Source organism: Rhodoferax sp. GW821-FHT02C08 (assembly GCF_059421805.1).
The window spans coordinates 49,050-69,384 of sequence record NZ_JBWKVR010000002.1 but is presented as its reverse complement, the minus strand read 5'-3'; the positions used below and the strand labels follow the sequence as shown (position 1 = coordinate 69,384).

The following is a 20,335-nucleotide window of genomic DNA, read 5'->3' as shown; positions in this document are numbered from 1 at the left end:
GTTCTTAAGCGGGAGGAAAGCAGATATGGTCGTCAGCTTAAATTCACAGATAGTCCAGCTCGGGGACTATGCGGTGCAGAAAGGACAGAGCTCGGTCTCTGGCCTGTCGTCCGGGGCTTTCATGACGGTGCAGCTGCACCTGGCGCATTCGGCCAGCTTTTGCGGCGCGGGCATTATTGCGGGCGGGCCGTTTCGCTGTGTCGAGTCCTACCACGCGCCGGCCACGCTGGACGAAGACGCTTTTGCGCAGAACGCGCTCTATATCTGCATGAACCCGCTGCTGCCCAATGCCGGGCCGAACCCGGCGCTGCTGGCCCAGCTGGCGCGCGAAACCGCTTCGGCCAACCAGATCGACGCCATCGACAACCTGGCCGACGACAAGGTCTACCTGTTCACAGGCAAGGCCGACACCGTGGTGTATTCCGACGTGGTGGAGCGCACCCGCCGCTTCTACGAGTTGCTGGGCGTGAAGCCCGCGCAGATCTTCTACGACAACAGCCTGGACGCCGGCCACTCCATCCTGACCGACAACCCCGAAGACTCGGTGCTGCATACCAACCAGCCTCCCTACATCAACAACGGCGGCTTCATGCAGTCGCACCACATCCTGCAGCATATCTACGGCCCGCTGAACCCGCCGGCCGAACAGCTGACCGGGCGTATGTTGCGCTTTGACCAGACCGAATTTTTTGGCAAGCAGAAGCGCGCCAGCATGAGCGACTTTGGCTATGCCTACGTGCCCAAGGCGGTGGAAGAGGGTGCGCCGGCCCGTGTGCACATTGCCCTGCATGGCTGCAAGCAGGGCTACAACTACGTGGACTATGTGTACGGCCGGGCCGACATCAGCAACCAGCCGCCCTACGGCAACCGCTACTTCACCACCACCGGCTATAACCACATGGCCGATAGCAACAACATCATCGTGCTCTACCCCCAGGCCGAGGGCCGTGACGACGGTGAAACGCAGAACCCCGAGGGCTGTTGGGACTGGTGGGGCTATTCCAGCCCCGACGCACAAAAGCCCGACTACTACTCGCGCGAAGCTATCCAGATCAAGGCCATCCACAGCATGCTCAGCCGCCTGGGCGGCTAAGTCACGGTCTATACCCACACACCAGGAGCCCACCATGCCCAAGAAAGCCGATTCTTCCACTGCCGCCAGCAACACCACCAACGCTGTTGCCCTGGTGCCAGCACCTGCCACACCTTCTGCAGCCGCGCTTACGCCGGTCACTGCCATCACCGAGGTCGTGCCCATCGCCATGGCCCAGACCGCCCATGCGACCCGAGCCGCCACCCCGGGACCGGTGCAGCATATGCAGACCTTCCAGATCCTGATGGGCCAGTGGTTTGCCCGCATCAGTGGCAATGCGGCCAGTACCGCGGCGCTGCTGCCCCAGGCCTGGAGCACCGACATCTGGCAGGAGATGGGTCAGATGCAGGCGGCCGTGCTGCGCCGCCTGCAACAGCAGCAACAAGCCTGGGTGGTTGGCTGCACCGGCCTGGCCAAGGAGTACCAGGAGGGCAAGCGCGCCAATACCATGTCCAAGCTGGTCGAGCAGCAGTACAACCTGGCCGCCCAGTTCGGCCAACTGCTCAGCCAGCAGGCCACCAACCTGGTGGGCCTGCAGGAAAACATCGAGGTGGACTACGGCTACTGGGTATCGCAGAAGCTCTGGCGCTAGCCTGCGGAATTTAAGGGAAATCGGGCTCTGGCGCAGGTAGTACCTGCGCTGGTAGCTCCTGAATTTATAGCGGTTACGGTTTGGGGATGCGGATGCGGCTGATCATCAGCGAGCCCGACACGGCAAACATCAGCACCAGCGGGTGGAAGTGGAAGCCGCCCAGCTCCATGCTGCCGAACCACAGGTTCTCGCGCAGCGCACCCGACCAGGCGGCCAGTGCCATCACAAATACCGGCACGATGGAGGTGGGAATGGGCGTGCCCTCGAAGTACTTCACCTTGTCGCCGCCGTCAGACAGCATTTCCGCCGTGACGTTGAAGCGGGCCAGGCGCGACACTCCGCAGGCCACGAAGAAGGCCAGCACGATGCGGTCGTACAGGCCTTGCATGCCGCAGCCGTAGGCAATGATGGCGGGGGCCACGCCGAAGGAGATCACGTCGGCCAGCGAGTCCAGCTCGCGGCCCATGATGGAGGTCTTTTGCCGCCAGCGGGCGATCTTGCCGTCCAGCACGTCGAACACAAAGGCCGCCAGCACCAGCCAGCAGGCAAAGTACACGTGCCGCACGTCGCGTATCTCCAGGTAGGTCATGATGGAGAACAGCGCGCCCACCCCGCACACGGCGTTTGCCAGAGTGAACCAATCGGCCAAGTGGAATTCGCGGATCATCGAAAACGGCTTGGGCGGTGTACCGGGTGTCATGGGATATCAATTCCTTTGCGTGCAAGTAGGTGGTCGACCCGCCAAGGATAGCGGCTGTGGCTGCGCTAGGCCACCTGCGCCGCAGTCCGGTCGTCGGGGATTTATAAGAAATAGGCCGCTGGCGCAGGTAATACCTGCGGTGGCAGCTCTTATTTCGATAGCGGTTTCAGCAGCTCCTGCAGATCATCCTCCGAGAACAGCGGCTCTTTGCGGGCCTGGGCGCCGCTGTACATGCTCTCGGCCAGCGCGGCCTTGCGGTCCTGCAGGGCCAGTATGCGTTCTTCGATGGTGCCCTGGGCAACCAGTTTCACCACCCACACGCTTTGCGTCTGGCCGATGCGGTGGGCGCGGTCGGTAGCCTGGGCCTCCACCGCCGGGTTCCACCAAGGGTCGTAATGGATCACCGTGTCGGCCTGCGGCAGGTTCAGGCCCACGCCACCGGCCTTCAGGCTGATCAGGAACAGCGGCACCGCGCCGCTGGTGAACTGCTCGATGATCTCGTCGCGCTTTTGCGACTGGCCAGTGAGCTTGGTCCAGGCGATGCCGCGTTTTTTCAGCTCGACCTCGATGCGCGCCAGCATGCTGGTGAACTGCGAGAACAGCAGCACCCGGCGGCCCTCGGCCAGCATCTCGGGCAGGACTTCCATCAGCTGCTCCAGCTTGGCCGACTGCTGCATGTTTTGCGCCGCTTCCAGCGGCAGCAGCCGCGGGTCGCAGCAGACCTGGCGCAGCTTGAGCAGGGCGTCGAGGATGGTGATGTGCGACTTGGCCAGGCCCTTGCCGCTGAGGGCTTCGCGTACGGCTTTCTCGGTGCTCAGGCGGATGGTTTCGTACAGGTCGGCCTGGGCTCCGGCCAGCTCCACGCGCAGCACGGTTTCCACCTTGGGCGGCAGCTCGTGCGCCACCAGGGCTTTGGTCCGGCGCAGCATGAAGGGCGTGATGCGCCGGCGCAGCTGGGCCAGGCGCTCGCTGTCGCCGGCCTTCTCGATGGGCGCGCGAAACAGGGTGTTGAACTGCGCCTGGCTGCCCAGAAATCCGGGCATCAGAAAGTGGAACAGGCTCCAGATCTCGCCCAGGTGGTTTTCCATGGGCGTGCCGCTCAGCGCCAGTCGGTGCTGGGTGTTCAGTTCGCCCACCACCTGCGCGGCCTGGGTGCTGGCGTTCTTGATGTTCTGCGCCTCGTCCAGCACCACCGTGTGCCAGGGGGCTTGCAGCCAACCGTCGCGGTCGCGCTGCAGCAGGGAATACGGAGCGATCACCACGTCGTGCGCATGCGTGGTGTCGGCCACCTCGTGGCGGTCGGCGCCGTGCAGCACCAGGGTGCGCAGGCCGGGGCAGAAGCGCTGGGCCTCGCGCTGCCAGTTGCCCATCAGGCTCACCGGGGCAATGATCAGCGCCGGGTTGCTCAGCCGGCCGGCGTCTTTTTCGACCTGGATGTGGGCCAGGGTCTGCAGCGTCTTGCCCAGGCCCATGTCGTCGGCCAGGATGCCGTTCAACCCGGCACGGCGCAGAAACTGCAGCCAGTTCAGGCCCTGCTGCTGGTAGGGCCGCAGGCTGGCCTGCACGCTGGCGGGCAGGGCCACTTCGGGCAGGGCTTGCTGGCCGGCGAGCTGGGCTACCAGCTCCTGCAGGGCCTGGGCTCCGCTCCATACCGCGCCCTGGCCGAGTGCTGCACCGGCTCGCAGCGCCTCCATGCGGCTCAGGCGCAGGCTGTCGCCGCCCAGGTCGTGCTGGCGGCTGCCCGCCAGTTCCAGCAGGGCCGAGAGCCAGGGCCGCAGCGGCTCGGTGGGCACGCGGATGAAGGCATCGCCCTCGGGCTGGCGCAAAAAGACATGGGGCGGCAGCACGCGTTCGCCGCTGTGCGCATCCACCGGGGCATTGGCCAGCTGCGCCAGCAGGCTGGGCAGCCAGGGCAGGATGTTGTGCCGCTGGCCGTTGATTTCCATGCCCAGCGACAGGTCGAACCAGGGCGATGCCTCAGGGTCGGCTGCGCCCTGGGGTTGCATTTCCACCTGCAGCACATCGGCGCGCTGCAGCCAGTGCTGCAGGGCGTCATCCTGGCTGACCTGGAAGCCGGCTGTGCGGAACACGGCAAAGTCGGTATCGGCCCAGTCCAGCCAGGGCTGCTGCGACATGCGGCCCGGAATGTGGTAGCCCTCCGTGGGTGAGCCCAGCAGGCCCAGGCGATCCAGCTGACCCCGCAGGTCAGCTTCGGTGTCCAGGTCACGGAAGAGCAAGGTGCGGGTGCTGCCGTTTTGCACCAGTACCGTGTGTTCGTAGTGGTCCCAACTGCCGCGTAGGCCCGCATAGTCGAAGCTCAGCTGCGCCCGTAGCAGGCCCTCGGTAGCCTCATTCTTGGGGCTGACAGGTGATATGTGCAGATGGCCGACGGGCTTCACGCCTTGCGCCGTGGGCAGGGGCGTCAAGGTGGGCGGCATGGCCACGGCGGCCAGGCGGCGTAACAGCGGTGCCTGCAGCGGCTGCAGGGCGGACTGTGGCACGGGTGGCGCGTTCAACAGCAGGGGCAACTGGGCGGCGGGTATGCCCTGGGTTTGTGCCAGGCCACAGGCACCCTGGGCCAGGTCCAGGTACAGCGGCGGGTGGTTGGCGTAGATTTGCGCAGTGTCCTGGCCGCCGTCTAGCCTGGCGCGCAGGTTCCAGAATGGCTCATCGGCCTTGCTGTCCTTGCTGGCCTGCCATTCCCAGGCCATGTCGCGCGGTGGGCTCCACTGCAGGGTTTTGCCCAGAAAACCGCCGTCGGCCAGCGCAAACAGCCGCCCGGTGGCGGAGGCCAGCTGCAGCGCCAGCAGGCCGGCCGCACCGGCCACCACGGCGCTGATGCCGTAGGACGGGCTGGGCGAGGCCACGCTCTGGCCCTTCAGTAGCAGTAGCAGCTCCTGGTCTTGCGGGCTGGCGTCGTCCCACATGGGATGGCCGGGCGTGGGCAGGGTGGACAGGCTCTTGGGCTTGCTCCAGTCGCCGTTTTTCTTGGGCCGTGCCTTGTGCAGCTGCAGCTCCAGCATGCCCGCCAGATGCGCGCCGGGGCTGGGGCTCAGCACATAGACAAAGCTCTCCCACAGCTCGGTATGGGCGGCCGAGGGGCCGCGTTCCAGCGCATCGAACTGGGCCAGCCAGTGGCCCACCTTGGCCTGCGCCGCAGCGCGGCTGCGCTCGGCTGCGGCCTGGCGGGCGGCGGCCAGCTCCGCCTCGGTCGGCGGTTTGGCCGGTGGCGGGGTGTTGCTGGTCTGGGTGCGGTAGGCGGCCTTCAGCGATAGTGCGACCGCGTGCTTGCAGTCCACGCCCACCGGGCAGCTGCAGTCGGCATCCCAGTGCGTCAGCATGCCGTGCACATTGATGTGCAGGCGGATGTTTTGCGTGTACGGGCTGCGTTCGCTGCCCTGTACCGCGCCGCTGAGCTGCCAGCGTCCGTTGTCGATGGCGCGGACTTCCATGTCCAGCACCTTCTGGCCCCGGTACAGGGTCAGGCCCCGCTCCAGCACCGCGCTGGAGACGAAGTTGCCCAGGTTTCTAGGGTTGAACCACAGGCCCCCGACAGTTGCCATTTATTGCTGGGCGGCCAATGCGTGTTCGGCTTGTTGGTCGGCGTGGTAGCTGGAGCGCACCATGGCGCCCACGGCGGCATGGCTGAAGCCCATGGCGTAGGCCTTTTCCTCGAACATCTTGAAGGTGTCGGGGTGCACGTAGCGCTTCACCGGCAGGTGGCTGTTGCTGGGCGACAGGTACTGGCCGATGGTCAGCATGTCGATGTTGTGGTCACGCATGTCCTGCATGACCTGCAGGATTTCTTCGTCGGTCTCGCCCAGGCCGACCATGATGCCGCTCTTGGTGGGCACGTTGGGGTGCAGGGCCTTGAATTTTTTGAGCAGGTTCAGACTGAACTGGTAGTCGGAGCCGGGGCGGGCTTCCTTGTACAGGCGCGGCGCGGTTTCCAGGTTGTGGTTCATCACGTCCGGCGGGGCCAGTTTCAGGATCTCCAAAGCGCGGTCGTCACGGCCACGGAAGTCGGGCACCAGCACCTCGATCTGGGTTTCTGGAGACAGCTCGCGGATGTTCTTGATGCAATCCACAAAGTGCTGGGCGCCGCCGTCGCGCAGGTCGTCACGGTCCACGCTGGTGATCACCACGTATTTGAGCTTCAGCTTGGCGATGGTCTTGGCCAGGTTCAGCGGCTCGTCCACGTCCAGCGGGTCAGGGCGGCCATGGCCCACGTCGCAGAATGGGCAGCGGCGCGTGCACTTGTCGCCCATGATCATGAAGGTGGCCGTGCCCTTGCCAAAGCACTCGCCGATGTTGGGGCAGCTGGCTTCTTCGCACACCGTGTGCAGATTGCTTTCGCGCAAAATTTGTTTTATTTCGTAAAACCGGGTGCTGGGCGAACCGGCTTTCACGCGTATCCATTCCGGCTTCTTCAACACTTCGCCTTGCACGACCTTGACTGGGATGCGCGACAGCTTGGCGCCCGCTTTCTGCTTGGCCAGCGGGTTGTAGGACTCTACGGATTGCGCGTCGCGGACGACTTCATTGGTGCTCATGGGCGTGGTGCTTCGAATGGTTTGCCAGGGGGTGGATTATCGCCCGGCCTCTAGATTAGAGCTTGCTGTCTTGGAATTGCCATGACTTGGGGCGTATAGTTTGGATTATGTTGCAGTGCAACATATTGTTGTACTGCCCGACCTGACTACCACCGTTTACTACCACTGGAGCTATCCATGCTGAATTTCGAAAACATCCTCGCCACCCAAAAATCCGCTGTTGCCGGCCTGTTCGATCTGTCGAACTCCCTGTTCGGCAGCGCTGAAAGCCTGGTTCGCCTGAACCTGCAAGCCGCCAAGGCCACGCTGCAAGAAGCCGCCGATGCCAGCCAGACCCTGGCCGGTGCCCAAAACCCCCAGGCTTTCGCCGACCTGCAAAGCCAGGCCCTGAAGGCTGCTCCTGAAAAGGCCGCTTCCTACCTGCGCCATGTGCAGTCCATCGTGACCTCCAGCGGCAACGAAGTGCGCGAATACGTGGAAGCGGCTGCAAGCGATGCGAAGGCTGAAATCAGCAGCTTCGTGGAAGCCGCTGCCAAAAATGCCCCAGCCGGCAGTGAAAACGCCGTGGCCTTGGTGAAGTCGGCTGTGGCTGCCGCCACCAACGCCATCGAATCCGCCCAACAAGTAGCCAAGAAAGCCACCGACAAGGCAGTGGAAACCGTGGAAGCCACGCTGGAAGCCAAGGCTTAAACCCTGCACCCGGGCGCTACGGCGTCCATCCCTGACAAAATATGCCCTGCGGCCTGGTGGATCACCGGGCCGTTTGTCTTTGTGGAAGGACTTGACTCACCCCCAGGCTGCAGCGCTACGCGTCTTGCGCCAACCCCCTTGCAGGGGGCGACACCAGTAGCCCGGCAAAGCCGGTTCTACGGTGTCCTTGGAGGGGTGCGTTGTGCCTAAATTATTTGTGGAGAAATGAATGCCGAGTCAAAGCCCCTCTTTTTTCAGCCGCCTGGCCCTGGCATTTGCCGTGCTGGGCGATGGCGCCCTGGCCGCCCGCCTGCAAGCACTGCGTGACGGCGTGCCGGCCGCACCCGCCCCGTCTCCCGTTGCGCCACCCGCGCCCGTGCCAACGCCCGCACCTGCGGTGAAAGTCTCTACCCCCGACGCCGCCCTGCAACTGCTGGGCCTGCTGCAGCGCGAAGCCCGGTTTGTGGACTTCATCCAGGAAGACGTGGCCGCCTATTCCGACGCCGACATTGGCGGCGCCGCGCGCCTAGTGCACACCGGCTGCCGCAAGGTGCTGCAAGAGCATTTCACCCTGGTGCCTGCGCGCAGCGAGGCCGAAGGCAGCCGCGTGGTGCTGGATGCCGGCTTTGACGCCTGCAGCGTGCGCCTGACGGGCAATGTGGTTGGCCAAGCCCCTTTCCGTGGCACGCTGCGCCACCCGGGCTGGAAAGCCACCGACGTGCGCCTGCCCCGCACCACCGAGGGCCACGATCCGCATGTCATCGCCGCGGCCGAGGTGGAACTGTGAGTGCAGCTCCAAACGCTGCCCGCTACGCCATCGGCATCGACCTGGGCACGACCCACTGCGCCCTGTCGTTTACCGACCTGAACGACCCCAGCGCCACCCCGCAGATACTGCCCATACCGCAGCAAAGCGGCCCTGGCGCGGTGCAGGACTACGCGCTGCTGCCGTCCTTCATCTACCTGCCCCACGGCAGCGAATTCGCCCCCGGCGACCTGGCTTTGCCCTGGGACGCTGCGCCCACGGGCGTGCTTGGCGAATGGGCACGCAGCCACGGCGCGCAAACGCCGATCCGCCTGGTGTCCAGCGCCAAGAGCTGGCTCTGCCACCCCGGCGTGGACCGGCGCGCGGCCATCTTGCCGCCGGACCTGCCCGGTGCGGCGGCCGACGAGGTAGCGCGCATCTCGCCGCTGGAGGCCAGCACCCGCTACCTGGCGCATCTGCGCGACGCCTGGAACAGTGAGCACCCTGAAGCCCCGTTCGACCAGCAAGCGTTGACGGTGACCATCCCCGCGTCCTTCGACCCCGCCGCGCGCGAACTCACGGCCGAGGCCGCCCAGGCCGCCGGCTACACCGGCGTCACCCTGCTGGAAGAGCCGCAGGCCGCGCTGTACAGCTGGATCGCCCAAAGCGGCGGCGGCTGGCGCAAACAGGTCAAGGTCGGCGACGTGATCCTGGTGGTCGACGTAGGCGGCGGCACCAGCGACTTCTCGCTGATCGCCGTGGTCGAATCCGAAGGCAATCTGCAGCTGCACCGCGTGGCCGTGGGCGAGCACATCCTGCTCGGCGGCGACAACATGGACCTGGCCCTGGCCCATGGTGTGGCGCGCCAGCTGGCGGCGGACGGCAAATCGCTGGACGCCTGGCAGCTGCGCGCCCTCACCTATGCCTGCCGGCTGGCCAAGGAAAAGCTGCTCAGCGACGCCGAGGTGCAGTCGGTTCCGCTGGTCATCCCCAGCCGCGGCGCGCGCCTGATCGGCGGCTCCATCAGCGCCGAGCTGCGCCGCGAAGCGCTCACCGCCACCATCCTGGAAGGCTTCTTCCCCCAGGTGGACAGCAGCGCCCGCCCCATCAGCCGGGCCCGTGCGGGCTTGACCCAACTGGGCCTGCCGTATGCGCAGGACGCGGCCGTCACCCGGCACCTGGCCGCGCTGCTGGGCCGCCAGGTCGGCGCCACTGCGGCCCTCGGCGGCTTTGCGCCCGCGCTGGACGCGAGTTTTCTGCACCCCACGGCCGTGCTGTTCAACGGCGGCGTGTTCAAGTCGGACCTGCTGGTGCAGCGCACCCTGGCCACGCTGAACAGCTGGCTGACCGCAGAAGGCGCGCCGGCGGCACGCCTGCTCGACGGTGCCGACCTGGACTACGCGGTAGCCCGCGGCGCCGCCTACTACGGCACGGTGCGCCAAGGCCAGGGCATCCGCATCCGCGGCGGCACGGCCCAGTCCTACTACGTGGGCATTGAATCCGCCATGCCCGCCGTGCCCGGCCTGGAGCCGCCGGTGCAAGCCCTGTGCGTGGCGCCCTTCGGCATGGAAGAAGGCAGCCAAGCCGATCTGCCGCCGCAGGAGTTTGGCTTGGTGGTCGGCGAAGCCGTGCGCTTCCGCTTCTTCGGCTCGTCCGTGCGGCGGGATGACGCGGTCGGCATGCTGCTGGACTTCTGGACCCCGGACGAGCTGCAAGAGCTGGCCGAGATCGAAGCCCATCTGCCTGCCGACGGCCGTGCGCCCGGCGAGGTGGTGCCCGTCAAGCTGCGCGCCGCCGTCACCGAGGCCGGCACGCTGGAGCTGCACGCGATTCCACGCAACGGCGGGGACGGCTGGAAGATCGAGTTCGAAGTCCGTGCCGACGGGCAGTAAGGATTTATAAGAAATCGACCTCTGGCGCAGGTTCTACCTGCGCAGGCAGCTATTAAAAATGGAGCATCACGCTTACCTGAGCTCGGTCTTGCGCTCGATGGTGCGCGACACCAGGCCGTACTCCACCGCTTCTTCGGCCGACAGCCAGCGGTCCCGCTCTATGTCGACCAGTACGTCCTCCAGCGGCTTGCCGGTTTCGCGGGCGATGGTGCGGGCGATGCGCTCGCGGGCCTTGACGATCTCGCGCGCCTGGATGGCGATGTCGCTGGCCGGCCCGCCGGCGCCGCCGCTGGGCTGGTGGATCAGAAAGCGCGTGTTCGGCAGGCAGTAGCGCCGCGCACGCGGCACGGCCAGGAACAAATGGGTGGCGGCGCTGCCAACCCAGCCGGTGCCGACCATGTTCACCGGCGCGGCGATGAAGCGCAGGATGTCGTGGATGGCGTCACCCGACTCCAGGTGGCCGCCCGGCGAACTCACCAGCACGTCGATGGGGTCGGCGCTGTCGGCGTCCAGCGCGATCAGCCTGCGCGCCACGTCGGCGGCCATCACGTCGGTGACGGTGCCGAAAATCAGCAAGGTACGCGACTTGAAAGCTTTTTCCTCCAGGTAGGAGGTGCGCGGCTCGGTGGCGCTGGAGGGCGGGGTGGTGTCTGGGGTGTCCATATCGGAGTCCTTGTGGTTGAACTGCCTTGACGAATGGGGCTTAGCTTTCGTGACATCACCCCCCAAGCCACCCTATGGCACCATGTAGACATGTACGACGAACACCATTGGGCCCTGATCGACGCCGACCGCCACCGCCTGCTGCGTGCCGCTACCCGCTTGCTGGGCCCGGCGGAAGCCGAGGACGCTGTGCAGGACGCCTACCTGCGCGCGCTGACACCAGACACGCAGGCGCCCTTTGTTGCCCAGGCCTGGCTGCTCACCGTGGTGCGCAACCTGGCCATAGACCGCCTGCGTCGCCGCGACTGGATGCAGCAATGGCTGGCCGGGATGGACGCTGACGACGCCACATCCCCCTCGGCCGAGATGGATGCGGCGCTGGCGCAGGAAACCACCCACGCCTTGCGCCTGCTCGCGGCCCAGCTGGCGCCGGAAGATGGCGCAGCCCTGTTGCTGCACGAGGTCTTCGAGGTCACCCACGCCGAGATCGCAGAAGCCAGCGGCCGGTCCGAAGCTGCGAGCCGGCAGCAGCTGCGCCGGGCGCTGTTGCGGCTGCGCCAAGCGGCTGGCCCCGGCGCCGATACGGAGCCAACGGTGGAGCAAGAGACCGTTTTCCGCCTCTACCTGCAGTCGCTGCAGCTGCGCGATCCGCAGACCCTGTGGGCGATGCTGCGCCAGCCGCCGATCAGCGCCTTGGCGGCTCTGTCCACGCTGGCGGTAGCAACCACGACAGCGCCGCCTGCGACCACCTGCGGCGTCGTGCAGATAGGCGGCCAACTGGGCCTGGTGCTCAGCTTGGACGGCGTCCGGCTGTGCGTGCTGCCCCTGGGCGTGCGGCCCGAGCCGGAAGCCGTGCTGCTGTAGTGCGCATCCGCCTGGATTCTGCGAATAGCTCGATTAGCATCGAGCCCTCGGTTCGCGCGCCAACCCCATCGGCTTCGAAGGCGGCAAGGAGAGAAAAAGTATGAGTAGCAACGCCAACACGGTGCCGGCCAGTCTGGTTCCGCCCCCAGAAGGCTATGCCGACTGGCTGGCCGATCTGAAAGGGCGCATCCACGCCGCCCAGCAGCGCGCCACGCTGGCCGTGAACCGCGAGCTGGTGCTGCTGTACTGGCAGATGGGGCAGGACATCCTGGCACGGCAGGCCGCACAGGGCTGGGGCGCCAAGGTTATTGAGCGGCTGGCGCATGATTTGCGTGCCGCCTTTCCGGACATGAAGGGCTTTTCTCCGCGCAACCTCAAGTACATGCGCGCCTTTGCCCAGGCCTGGCCGGACGCGGAGTTTGTGCAACAGGCTGTTGCACTATTGCCTTGGGGCCACAACCTGGTCTTGCTGGAGCGCTTGGATACACCGGAAGAGCGCCGCTGGTATGCCGCCAAGGCCGTGGAGCACAACTGGTCGCGCAATGTGCTGAACATGCAGATTGAAACCCGCCTGCTGGCGCGCAGCGGTGCGGCAGTCACCAATTTCGTAGCAACCTTGCCAAAGCCGCAGTCCGACTTGGCCCGCGAGTCGGTCAAAGATCCTTATCGCTTCGACTTTTTGGGACTGACCGACGAGGCGCAGGAGCGTGCGGTTGAAAACGCCCTGGTCCAGCATGTCACCGAATTTTTGCTGGAGCTGGGTGCGGGCTTTGCGTTCGTTGGACGGCAGGTGCTGCTGGACGTGGGCGGGGACGAGTTTTTCATCGACCTGCTGTTCTACCACCTCAAGCTGCGCTGCTATGTGGTGATTGAACTCAAGGGTGGCAAGTTCAAGCCCGAGCATTTGGGGCAGCTGGGTTTTTACCTTACCGCCGTAGACCGCCAGCTCAAGAGTGCGCTGGACAACCCCAGCATCGGCTTGCTGCTGTGTAAAAGCAAAAACAAGATCGTGGCCGAATACGCCCTGGGCGACAAGAGCCAGCCCATGGGCATCGCAGAATACAAGTTGCTCGAATCCCTGCCCGCGGAGCTGCTGACCAGCCTGCCCAGCATTGAGCAGATTGAGCGCGAGCTGGCCAAGGGCGACACATCCATGGAAGACGATTCTGAATGACGCCACCCTGGACGCCACGGTGGGCAACGCCCAAAAAATGCATAAAAACAGCCTCCGGCGCATATTTAACCTGCGCAAGTAGCTATGGTTAATGTAGCAATTAAGAAGCCACGCTACACCGTCGGCATCGACCTGGGCACCACCCACACGGTGGTGGCGTTTGCCGAACGCGGGGCGGCGCAGATCCAGCTGTTCCCTATCGCCCAGCTGGTGGCGGCGGGCGAGGTGGCGGCGCTGCCGCAGCTGGCTTCGGTGCGCTTTCACCCCGCGGCCGGTACGCTGGCGCCGGCGGATGTGCAGTTGCCCTGGCCGTCTACCGAGTCGGCGGAATCTGCGGTATTGGGCCGCTTCGCGCTGGAGCTGGGTGCGCAGCAGCCTGGCCGGCTGGTGGCCAGCGCCAAAAGCTGGCTGTCGCACGCCGCGGTGGACCGCACCGCGCCCATCCTGCCCTGGGGCGCGCCTGACGACATTGCCAAGGTTTCGCCCCTGGCCGCCAGCGCCAGCACCCTGGCCCATGTGCGCGCCGCCTGGAACGCCCAGCACCCCAAAGCCCCGCTGGAGCAGCAGGAACTGGTGCTGACCGTGCCAGCGTCCTTCGACGAAGGTGCGTGCGCACTCACGCTGGAGGCCGCGCGCCTGGCGGGTTTGCCTGGCGTCAGGCTGATCGAAGAACCCCAGGCCGCGTTCTACGACTGGGTCTACAGCCACCGCGACACGCTGGCGGAAGACTTAAAGAAAACCCGCCGCGTGCTGGTCTGCGACGTGGGCGGCGGCACCACCGACCTGACGCTGATCGACGTGGAGATCGTCGGCGGCGAACCCAAGCTCACCCGCAGCGGCGTGGGCGACCACCTGGTGCTGGGCGGCGACAACATGGACTTGGCGCTCGCGCATCTGGTCGAGTCGCGCCTGGGCAGCGAGCGCCTGAGCGCCACGCAGCTAGCGCAGCTGACCCAGCGCTGCCGCGCCGTCAAGGAGCTGCTGTGGAGCCCGGGCGCGCCCGACAGCACCACGGTGACTCTGCTGGGTAGCGGCTCCCGCCTCATCGGTGGCGCGCGTTCCGCGCCGCTGCACCGGGCGGATTTGCAGCAGCTGCTGGTTGAAGGCTTCTTCCCATTGGTCGCCGCCGACGCGCAACCCCAGCGCGCCCATAGCGGACGTGGCGGCCTGGTGGCGTTCGGCCTGCCGTATGCGAGCGACGCTGCCATCACCCGGCACATTGCGGCCTTTCTGCAGCGCCACCCCGGTGTGCGTCCCGATGCGCTGCTGCTGAATGGCGGCGTATTCCATGCGCAAGATTTGGTCCAGCGTCTGCACGACACCTTGAACCGCTGGAGCGCCCAGCCGCTGCAGCTGCTGCATAACCCGCAGCTGGATGCCGCCGTGGCGCGGGGCGCCGTGGCCTATGCGCTGGCCCGCGCCGGCAAGGCACCGCGCATCGGCGGGGGCTCGGCGCGTAGCTACTTCCTGGTGCTGGACGATGGCGACAACGGCGGCCTGACCAGCCAGCGTGGCATCTGCGTGCTACCGCATGGCGCGGAGGAGGGCAAGCCCATCCTGCTGGCCGACCGCACGTTTGCGCTGCGCCTGGGGCGGCCGGTGCGCTTCTATCTGGCCTCCAGCGTCACTGATACCCAGCACCAGCCGGGCGAGCTGATCGACCTGTCTACGGGTAGCTTCGTGCGCCTGCCTCCGATCGCTACCGTGGTGCAGGGCACGGCCCGCGAGGTGCTGGTGCAGCTGAGCACGGCACTGACCGAGGTGGGCACGCTGGAGATGCATTGCATCGCTGTGGACGACTCGGCCCAGCAGTGGCAACTGGAATTCCAATTGCGCGGCGATGCACCGGAAGCCGTCCAGGAGGCCCCACCACACCCGCGCCTGGCGGACGCCAGCACCGCCATAGACCGCGTCTACGGCGACCGCGCCCAGGGCGTGGACGCCAAGGAGGTGAAGCAGCTGCGCGCCCATCTGGAGCGCCTGCTGGGCAGCCGCGATAGTTGGGATACACCACTGCTGCGCACCCTGTTTGGCCAGTTGCTGGAGCGCGCCAAGCGCCGCCGCCGCACGGCCCAGCATGAGCGCCAGTGGTTCAACCTGACCGGCTACGCGCTGCGGCCCGGCTTTGGTCACCCGCTGGACGACTGGCGCGTGCAGCAGATGTGGGACTTGTTCGAACCCGGCATCGCCCACAGCCATGAACCGCAGCAGTGGTCAGAATGGTGGACGCTATGGCGCCGCGTGGCCGGTGGGCTGACGGCCGAGCAACAAGACATGGTCTATGAAGCCATCGCCTACTACCTGCAGCCCGTGGGCGGGCAGGACATTGAAGCGCCCGGCGGCCCGCCCATGCTGGCGCTGGACGAGATGCTGCGCATGGCGGCATCGTTCGAACGCATCTCCGTGGCCCACAAAGTGCAGCTGGGCGGGTGGCTGGTGCAGCGCTTGGAAAGACCGGGCGAGAACCCGCAGGCCTGGTGGGCGCTGGGCCGCATCGGCGCGCGCCAGCCGCTGTACGCCAGCCTGCACCACGTGGTGCCGCCGGAGGTGGCGGTGCAGTGGCTGGAGGCCGTGCTGACGCAAGACTGGGCGAAGGTGGAGCCGGCAGCCTTTGCTGCGACCCAGATCGCCCGCGCCACCGGTGACCGCGCCCGCGATGTGCCCGATGCGCTGCGCCAGCGCGTGGTCGACCGCTTGCTGGCCGCCCGCGCCGCCCCCGCCTGGGTGGCCATGGTGCGCGAGGTGACGGTGCTGGACGAGGCCGATACCCGGCGCGTATTCGGCGAATCGCTGCCGGTGGGGCTGAAGCTGGTGGATTGAGTCTGCTATTGCTTTGATAGCTACTTGCGCAGGTATTAACTGTGCTGCAGGCCTAAAACCTTCAAGACTGCAGAATGAGATTTCCCGTTCGCCCTGAGCCTGTCGAAGGGCCCTTCGACAGGCTCAGGGCGAACGGCAGACGCAGCCTCAAGCCTGCTTGTTACGGCGCTTTGCGATGGCACCCGCTGCCAGCAGGCCGGTGAATACCAGCACCATGCTGCCGGGCTCGGGCACCTGGTTGGTGGCGCTGAAGTTGGACACCACGGTGGTGGCGCCGCCAAACAGGCTGTCGGTGGAGGTGGTTTCAAACCCGAAGGTGCTGCCAGCATTCACCAGCAGCGACAGGCTGCCGGATTGCGGGTCGAACATGCCGTCGGTGCTGAGCTGGTGCAGCACGCCGTCCAGGACGTAACCAAAGCTGTCGTTGCTGGAGCCGCCGTCGTCGGCGGTGCTGTAGTTCCAGTTGAAGCTCAGCAGGGTGTTCTGGCTGAACAGCAGGCTGTAGCTCAGCGTGGTCTGGTCCAGCGGCGCGCTGTCGAAGTCGCTGAAGTTGGACGAGTTCAGTGTCAACGTGCTGCTGTTGGCGGCCACGGTACCGTTGCCGCCATTGCTGTTGGCCGTGGTCCAGTTGGCGGGGGCTGTGTTCAGCACGAAGTCTGCGTGGGCGCTGCCGGCCAGGCCGAGGGTCAGGGCAGAGATAGCGAGGAATTTGGAATACATGGTTGGGGCCTAAAAATGCTTAGTTGGGCAGGGTCTGGTTGACGAAGCTGGAGCCGCCCAGGTCGGACTCGTCAAAGGTGAAGACAAACCACTGGTTGGGGTTGGCCAGGCCACCGGCAGTGACGGGCAGGAAGTCGTTGTCGTTACCGATGTACAGCGTGTGCTTGACGGCACGGTCCACCACCACGTCCTGGCCAAAGGCCATGCCTTCGAGCTTGGTGGGGATTTGCGTGTTCTTCAGGCCAGCGGCTTGCAGCTTGGCGGCGATGTCCAGGAACAGGGTCTTGGGCACGGCATAGGGCAGCAGGTTGGCTTCGCCGCTGAGTTTGCTGACGTCGGTGGCGCCGGCCAGGTCAATCTTGTAGACGCGCTTGACCACGGCTTTGCTGTCGTCGCCCAGGCCCTTGCCGTCGCGCTCCAGCACCAGGATCTCATGGCTGTTCAGGGCCAGGATTTCGCTGCTGTTATAGGCCTTGCCCATGTCGGCCAGGTAGTTGTCGTAGACGTATTGCTGGGTGGCGCCGGAGGCGATGTTGATGCTCAGGATGCGGTTGGCGCGGCCACCGTCGCCGCCGTCCTGGATCAGCGGGCTTTGCATGAAGCCGAACAGGGTGGTGCCGTCGGGCGAGATGGCCAGGCCTTCCATGCCCTTGTTGGCTACACGGCCGCTGGTATTGCCGCTGATCTCGGTAGCGCCAGAGAACGATTTTTTGGCAATGGCCAGGCTGGCCGGCAGGGTGATGGTGCGGCCGCGGCCGCCACTGGCGCGGTCAAACTGGTAGATGTAGGGGCCGTACTCGTCCGAGATGAACACCGAGGTACCGCTGCGCGACAGGCGTATGCCTTCGGGGTCGAAGCGGGCATCGGCTACATCGGCCGAGGTGCTGGCGGCGGCGAAGTTGTCCGAGCGGCCCGAGAAGTAGAACTTGCCCGTCGTGTTGGCCGCTGGCACGGCCGAGAAGCCGGCGACCGGCTCGCCGTAGTGCAGTGCGGTGCGGTTGTACAGCAGCGTGGTAGCCAGCAGGCTGGGGCTGAGGGTGAAGGGCAGGCCGGTGCTGGCGTCGGGCGTCTGGCTCAGCGCCAGGTTCAGGGTGTGGAAGCGGGGGATGTAGCTGGCGGTGTTGTCCACGCTGGCGTTCCAGGCGGTGGCATTGGGGCCACGGTCGGGCAGGGCCAGAAAGGTGCTGCCGCCGGCCCAGGTGAGGCCCGAGCCCACGCCGCCCAGCAGGTCGCCGCGTACCCCGTTTTCCAGGGCACTGCCTTGGCCGGAGAGGTCGCTGGCGGTGGCGGAGAGTTTGCCAATGGCGACCAGGTCCACCGCGTGGACGGAAGTGGCCACCAGGGCTTGGAGCAGTGCGGCTGTCAGCAGGGCTAGACGCGGGTGGCGCATGGGTGGTCCTTGGGCAAAAGGAACACATATTGCGCACACCGTGTGACGGCGCAGTGACACTGCGGGCCGTCGCGCATGGTGGCCCGCAGCTTGGTCTAGCGGAACTGCTCGGGTTTGTAGAAGCCGCTGTCCACCAGGGCGGCACGCCAGTTTTTCACGTCCACCAGCAGCGGCTTGAGCAGCATGGCGGGCACGACTTTTTCACCGTTGTTATAGGTTTTCTCGTCGTTGATGGCGGGCTTTTTGCCGGACAGGATGGCGTCCACCATGGTGGCGGTGACCTGGGCCAGTTCGCGCGTGTCCTTGAATATGGTGGAGGTCTGCTCGCCCCGGATGATGGAGCGTACCGAGGGCAGCTCCGCGTCCTGCCCGGTGGTGACGGGCAGGGGCTGGCCGCCCTGGCCGTAGCCGGCCTTTTTCAGCGCCTCTATCAGGTCGATGGTGATGCCGTCGTAGGGCGAGAGGATGGCGTCCAGGTGCTGCTTGGCGTAGTTGCGCTCCAGGATGCCGACCAGGCGGGCGCGCGCCACGCTGCCGCTCCAGCGCATGGTGGACACCTTGTCCATGCCCATCTGGCCCGAGCCCACTACCAACTGGCCTTTGTCGATGAATGGTTTGAGTACCGACATCGCGCCGTTGTAGAAAAAGTGGGCGTTGTTGTCGTCGGGCGAGCCGGCGAACAGCTCAATGCGGAACGGCCCCTTGCCCGTTGCCAGGCCCAGCCGGTTGGCGATGTCGCTGCCCTGCAGCACGCCGACCTGGAAGTTGTCGAAGGTGGCGTAGTAGTCCACATGGTTGCTGCCGCGAATTAGCCGGTCGTAGGCGATGACCTTGACCTTTTTGTCGGCGGCGGTCTGCAGCACCGGGGCCAGCTTGGTGCCGTCGATGGCGCCAATCACCAGCACCGAGGCGCCTTTGGCGATCATGTCCTCGATCTGGGCGGTCTGGGCGGCCAGGTCGTCGTTGGCGTACTGCAAAATGGCGCGGTAGCCCAGCTTGTCCATAAAGCGCGTCATGGCCAGGCCTTCGATCACCCAGCGTAGCGAGGTGATGGTGGGCAGGGAGATGCCGATGACTCCTTTTCCCGCAGTTTGGGAAAAGGCGCCCAAAGGTAGCAATCCGGGCAGCAATCCGCCCACCAAACCTCCTAACAGCTGTCTGCGCGCAGATTGCATGGCTACTTGTCTCCAATGTGTATTGTTGTGATTTGATCGTAGCAGACCGGCTGCTTCCCTCTTGGTACTGAAAAATGAAAAAGAACGCACCCACCAAAGCCGAAACCGGTGTGCTGCCGCCGTTCCAGGGCCTGTCGCTGGACCGCATTCTGGTGCCCCACACCGAGGCTGAATTCGCGGATGCCACGGCGCAGATCCTGGCGGCCGGTGCCGTGGGTTTTGATACCGAGGCCAAGCCCACGTTTGCGCCGGGCGAGGTCAGCAGCGGGCCGCACGTGGTGCAGTTCGCGCTGCCCACCCAGGCTTTCTTGTTCCAGCTGCACCGGCCGGAGTCGCTGCCCTGCCTGGTGCAGATACTGCAGTCACCCGCGGTGCGCAAAGTGGGCTTTGGCCTGGAACAGGACCGTGGGCAAATCCATGCCCGGCTGGGCGTGACGATGCAGGCCGTGCTGGACCTGAACAGCATCTTCCGCCAGCAGGGCTATGGCACCTCCATGGGGGTGCGCGCGGCGGTGGGCGTGGTGCTGCGCCAGCGCTTCCACAAGTCCAAGAAAACCACCACCTCCAACTGGGCCCAGCCCCAGCTCAGCCCGACGCAGATGCTGTACGCGGCCAACGATGCCTATGCGGCGCTGCGGGTGTACCAGGCGCTTTAGCCTTCCACGACCCGTACACTTCTGGTCATGAAACTCAAAATGGCCAAGAACTCTCTTTTCGCAGTCTTGCTGCGTTCGCCGTGGTGGATCAGCATGCTGCTGGTGCTGGCTTTCGGCCTGGCTTCGGCGGCCCTGCTGCCCAAGGCCTATGTGCCTTTCGGCGTGATGGGCGCGCTGCCCTTCTTCGTGATCGGCCTGATGGCCTTGCAGCGCCAATGGAATGTGCCCAGCGCTGCCCGTGTGGCCGAGCTGCTGGAGCGCGCTGGCGCCATGCCCTGGCGCGACTTTGCCGACAGCCTGGACGCGGCCTACCGCGCCCAAGGCCATATGGTGACGCGGCTAAATGTGCCGGCCGCAGATCTACAGCTGGCGAAAGACGGTAAAAACACCTTGGTGGCGGCCAAGCGCTGGAAGGCGGCAAACCACGGCGTCGAGGCGCTGCGCGATCTGGCGGCTGAGAAGGAGCGCCGTGGCGCCGATGCCTGCATCTATCTCAGCGCTGGCGGTGTGAGCGACAAGGCCCGTGTATTTGCCCAGGAGCAGGGCATACAGCTGGTGTCGGGTACGGCCTTGGCGCAGTTGCTCAAGACGGCCGAGGCTTAGTCCAG

At 65.7% G+C, this 20,335-nt stretch carries 17 protein-coding genes; 10 read left to right on the top strand and 7 right to left on the bottom strand.

The window, feature by feature from the left end; genetic code table 11:
- The first annotated feature begins 73 nt into the window (after positions 1-73).
- Positions 74-1,093, top strand: coding sequence for an extracellular catalytic domain type 2 short-chain-length polyhydroxyalkanoate depolymerase (locus tag AC07VY_RS02555; RefSeq protein WP_495111283.1), 1,020 nt, complete (start codon positions 74-76; stop codon positions 1,091-1,093).
- Between the two features lie 34 nt (positions 1,094-1,127).
- Positions 1,128-1,685 carry a hypothetical protein gene (locus AC07VY_RS02550; protein WP_495075781.1) on the top strand — a complete coding sequence of 186 codons (558 nt, stop codon included), beginning with the start codon at positions 1,128-1,130 and terminating at the stop codon, positions 1,683-1,685.
- 73 nt (positions 1,686-1,758) lie between these two features.
- Here AC07VY_RS02550 and pssA read toward each other — a convergent pair whose 3' ends face one another.
- The 3 genes from pssA to lipA all read right to left on the bottom strand — a co-directional run bounded on the left by pssA (position 1,759) and on the right by lipA (position 6,938).
- Positions 1,759-2,385: a CDP-diacylglycerol--serine O-phosphatidyltransferase gene (pssA, locus tag AC07VY_RS02545; RefSeq protein WP_495075782.1), complete on the bottom strand. Its 627-nt coding sequence runs from the start codon at positions 2,383-2,385 to the stop codon at positions 1,759-1,761.
- A 149-nt stretch (positions 2,386-2,534) separates the two neighbouring features.
- Entirely contained in the window at positions 2,535-5,948 is a 3,414-nt protein-coding gene (locus tag AC07VY_RS02540) for a DEAD/DEAH box helicase (protein WP_495096160.1), read from the bottom strand.
- Positions 5,949-6,938, bottom strand: a complete 990-nt coding sequence (gene lipA / locus AC07VY_RS02535; protein ID WP_495096159.1) for a lipoyl synthase — start codon at positions 6,936-6,938, stop codon at positions 5,949-5,951. It lies immediately after the preceding gene.
- A 177-nt stretch (positions 6,939-7,115) separates the two neighbouring features.
- On the opposite strand from lipA, the gene phaP reads away from it, so the two are divergent.
- The 3 genes from phaP (at position 7,116) to AC07VY_RS02520 (ending at position 10,265) form a co-directional block, all read left to right on the top strand.
- Positions 7,116-7,628, top strand: coding sequence for a TIGR01841 family phasin (phaP, locus tag AC07VY_RS02530; RefSeq protein ID WP_495075784.1), 513 nt, complete (start codon positions 7,116-7,118; stop codon positions 7,626-7,628).
- A 229-nt stretch (positions 7,629-7,857) separates the two neighbouring features.
- Positions 7,858-8,415, top strand: coding sequence for a DUF2760 domain-containing protein (locus AC07VY_RS02525; protein WP_495096158.1), 558 nt, complete (start codon positions 7,858-7,860; stop codon positions 8,413-8,415).
- Positions 8,412-10,265, top strand: coding sequence for an Hsp70 family protein (locus AC07VY_RS02520; RefSeq protein WP_495096157.1), 1,854 nt, complete (start codon positions 8,412-8,414; stop codon positions 10,263-10,265). Before AC07VY_RS02525 ends, AC07VY_RS02520 begins: the two co-directional genes overlap by 4 nt.
- 72 nt (positions 10,266-10,337) lie before the next feature.
- On the opposite strand, the gene AC07VY_RS02515 is transcribed toward AC07VY_RS02520, so the two are convergent.
- Entirely contained in the window at positions 10,338-10,928 is a 591-nt protein-coding gene (locus AC07VY_RS02515; RefSeq protein ID WP_495096156.1) for an ATP-dependent Clp protease proteolytic subunit, read from the bottom strand.
- 90 nt (positions 10,929-11,018) lie between these two features.
- On the opposite strand from AC07VY_RS02515, the gene AC07VY_RS02510 reads away from it, so the two are divergent.
- The 3 genes from AC07VY_RS02510 to AC07VY_RS02500 all read left to right on the top strand — a co-directional run bounded on the left by AC07VY_RS02510 (position 11,019) and on the right by AC07VY_RS02500 (position 15,786).
- Positions 11,019-11,792: an RNA polymerase sigma factor gene (locus AC07VY_RS02510; RefSeq protein ID WP_495096155.1), complete on the top strand. Its 774-nt coding sequence runs from the start codon at positions 11,019-11,021 to the stop codon at positions 11,790-11,792.
- A 100-nt stretch (positions 11,793-11,892) separates the two neighbouring features.
- Positions 11,893-12,966 carry a PDDEXK nuclease domain-containing protein gene (locus AC07VY_RS02505; RefSeq protein WP_495096154.1) on the top strand — a complete coding sequence of 358 codons (1,074 nt, stop codon included), beginning with the start codon at positions 11,893-11,895 and terminating at the stop codon, positions 12,964-12,966.
- Between the two features lie 84 nt (positions 12,967-13,050).
- Positions 13,051-15,786 carry an Hsp70 family protein gene (locus AC07VY_RS02500; RefSeq protein ID WP_495096153.1) on the top strand — a complete coding sequence of 912 codons (2,736 nt, stop codon included), beginning with the start codon at positions 13,051-13,053 and terminating at the stop codon, positions 15,784-15,786.
- A gap of 147 nt (positions 15,787-15,933) precedes the next feature.
- Here AC07VY_RS02500 and AC07VY_RS02495 read toward each other — a convergent pair whose 3' ends face one another.
- The 3 genes from AC07VY_RS02495 to chvE form a co-directional block, all read right to left on the bottom strand.
- Positions 15,934-16,506, bottom strand: a complete 573-nt coding sequence (locus tag AC07VY_RS02495) for a PEP-CTERM sorting domain-containing protein (RefSeq protein WP_495096152.1) — start codon at positions 16,504-16,506, stop codon at positions 15,934-15,936.
- 19 nt (positions 16,507-16,525) lie between these two features.
- Complete coding sequence (locus tag AC07VY_RS02490) at positions 16,526-17,896, bottom strand: esterase-like activity of phytase family protein (protein ID WP_495096151.1); 1,371 nt, start codon at positions 17,894-17,896, stop codon at positions 16,526-16,528.
- 95 nt (positions 17,897-17,991) lie between these two features.
- Positions 17,992-19,071, bottom strand: coding sequence for a multiple monosaccharide ABC transporter substrate-binding protein (gene chvE, locus AC07VY_RS02485; RefSeq protein WP_495096150.1), 1,080 nt, complete (start codon positions 19,069-19,071; stop codon positions 17,992-17,994).
- A 74-nt stretch (positions 19,072-19,145) separates the two neighbouring features.
- On the opposite strand from chvE, the gene AC07VY_RS02480 reads away from it, so the two are divergent.
- Together AC07VY_RS02480 and AC07VY_RS02475 are read left to right on the top strand one after the other, a co-directional pair.
- Positions 19,146-19,727: a 3'-5' exonuclease gene (locus AC07VY_RS02480; protein WP_495096149.1), complete on the top strand. Its 582-nt coding sequence runs from the start codon at positions 19,146-19,148 to the stop codon at positions 19,725-19,727.
- Positions 19,728-19,754: 27 nt separating this feature from the next.
- A complete protein-coding gene (locus tag AC07VY_RS02475; RefSeq protein WP_495096148.1) occupies positions 19,755-20,330 on the top strand; it encodes a restriction endonuclease in 576 nt (191 codons plus the stop codon).
- Positions 20,331-20,335 lie beyond the last annotated feature (5 nt).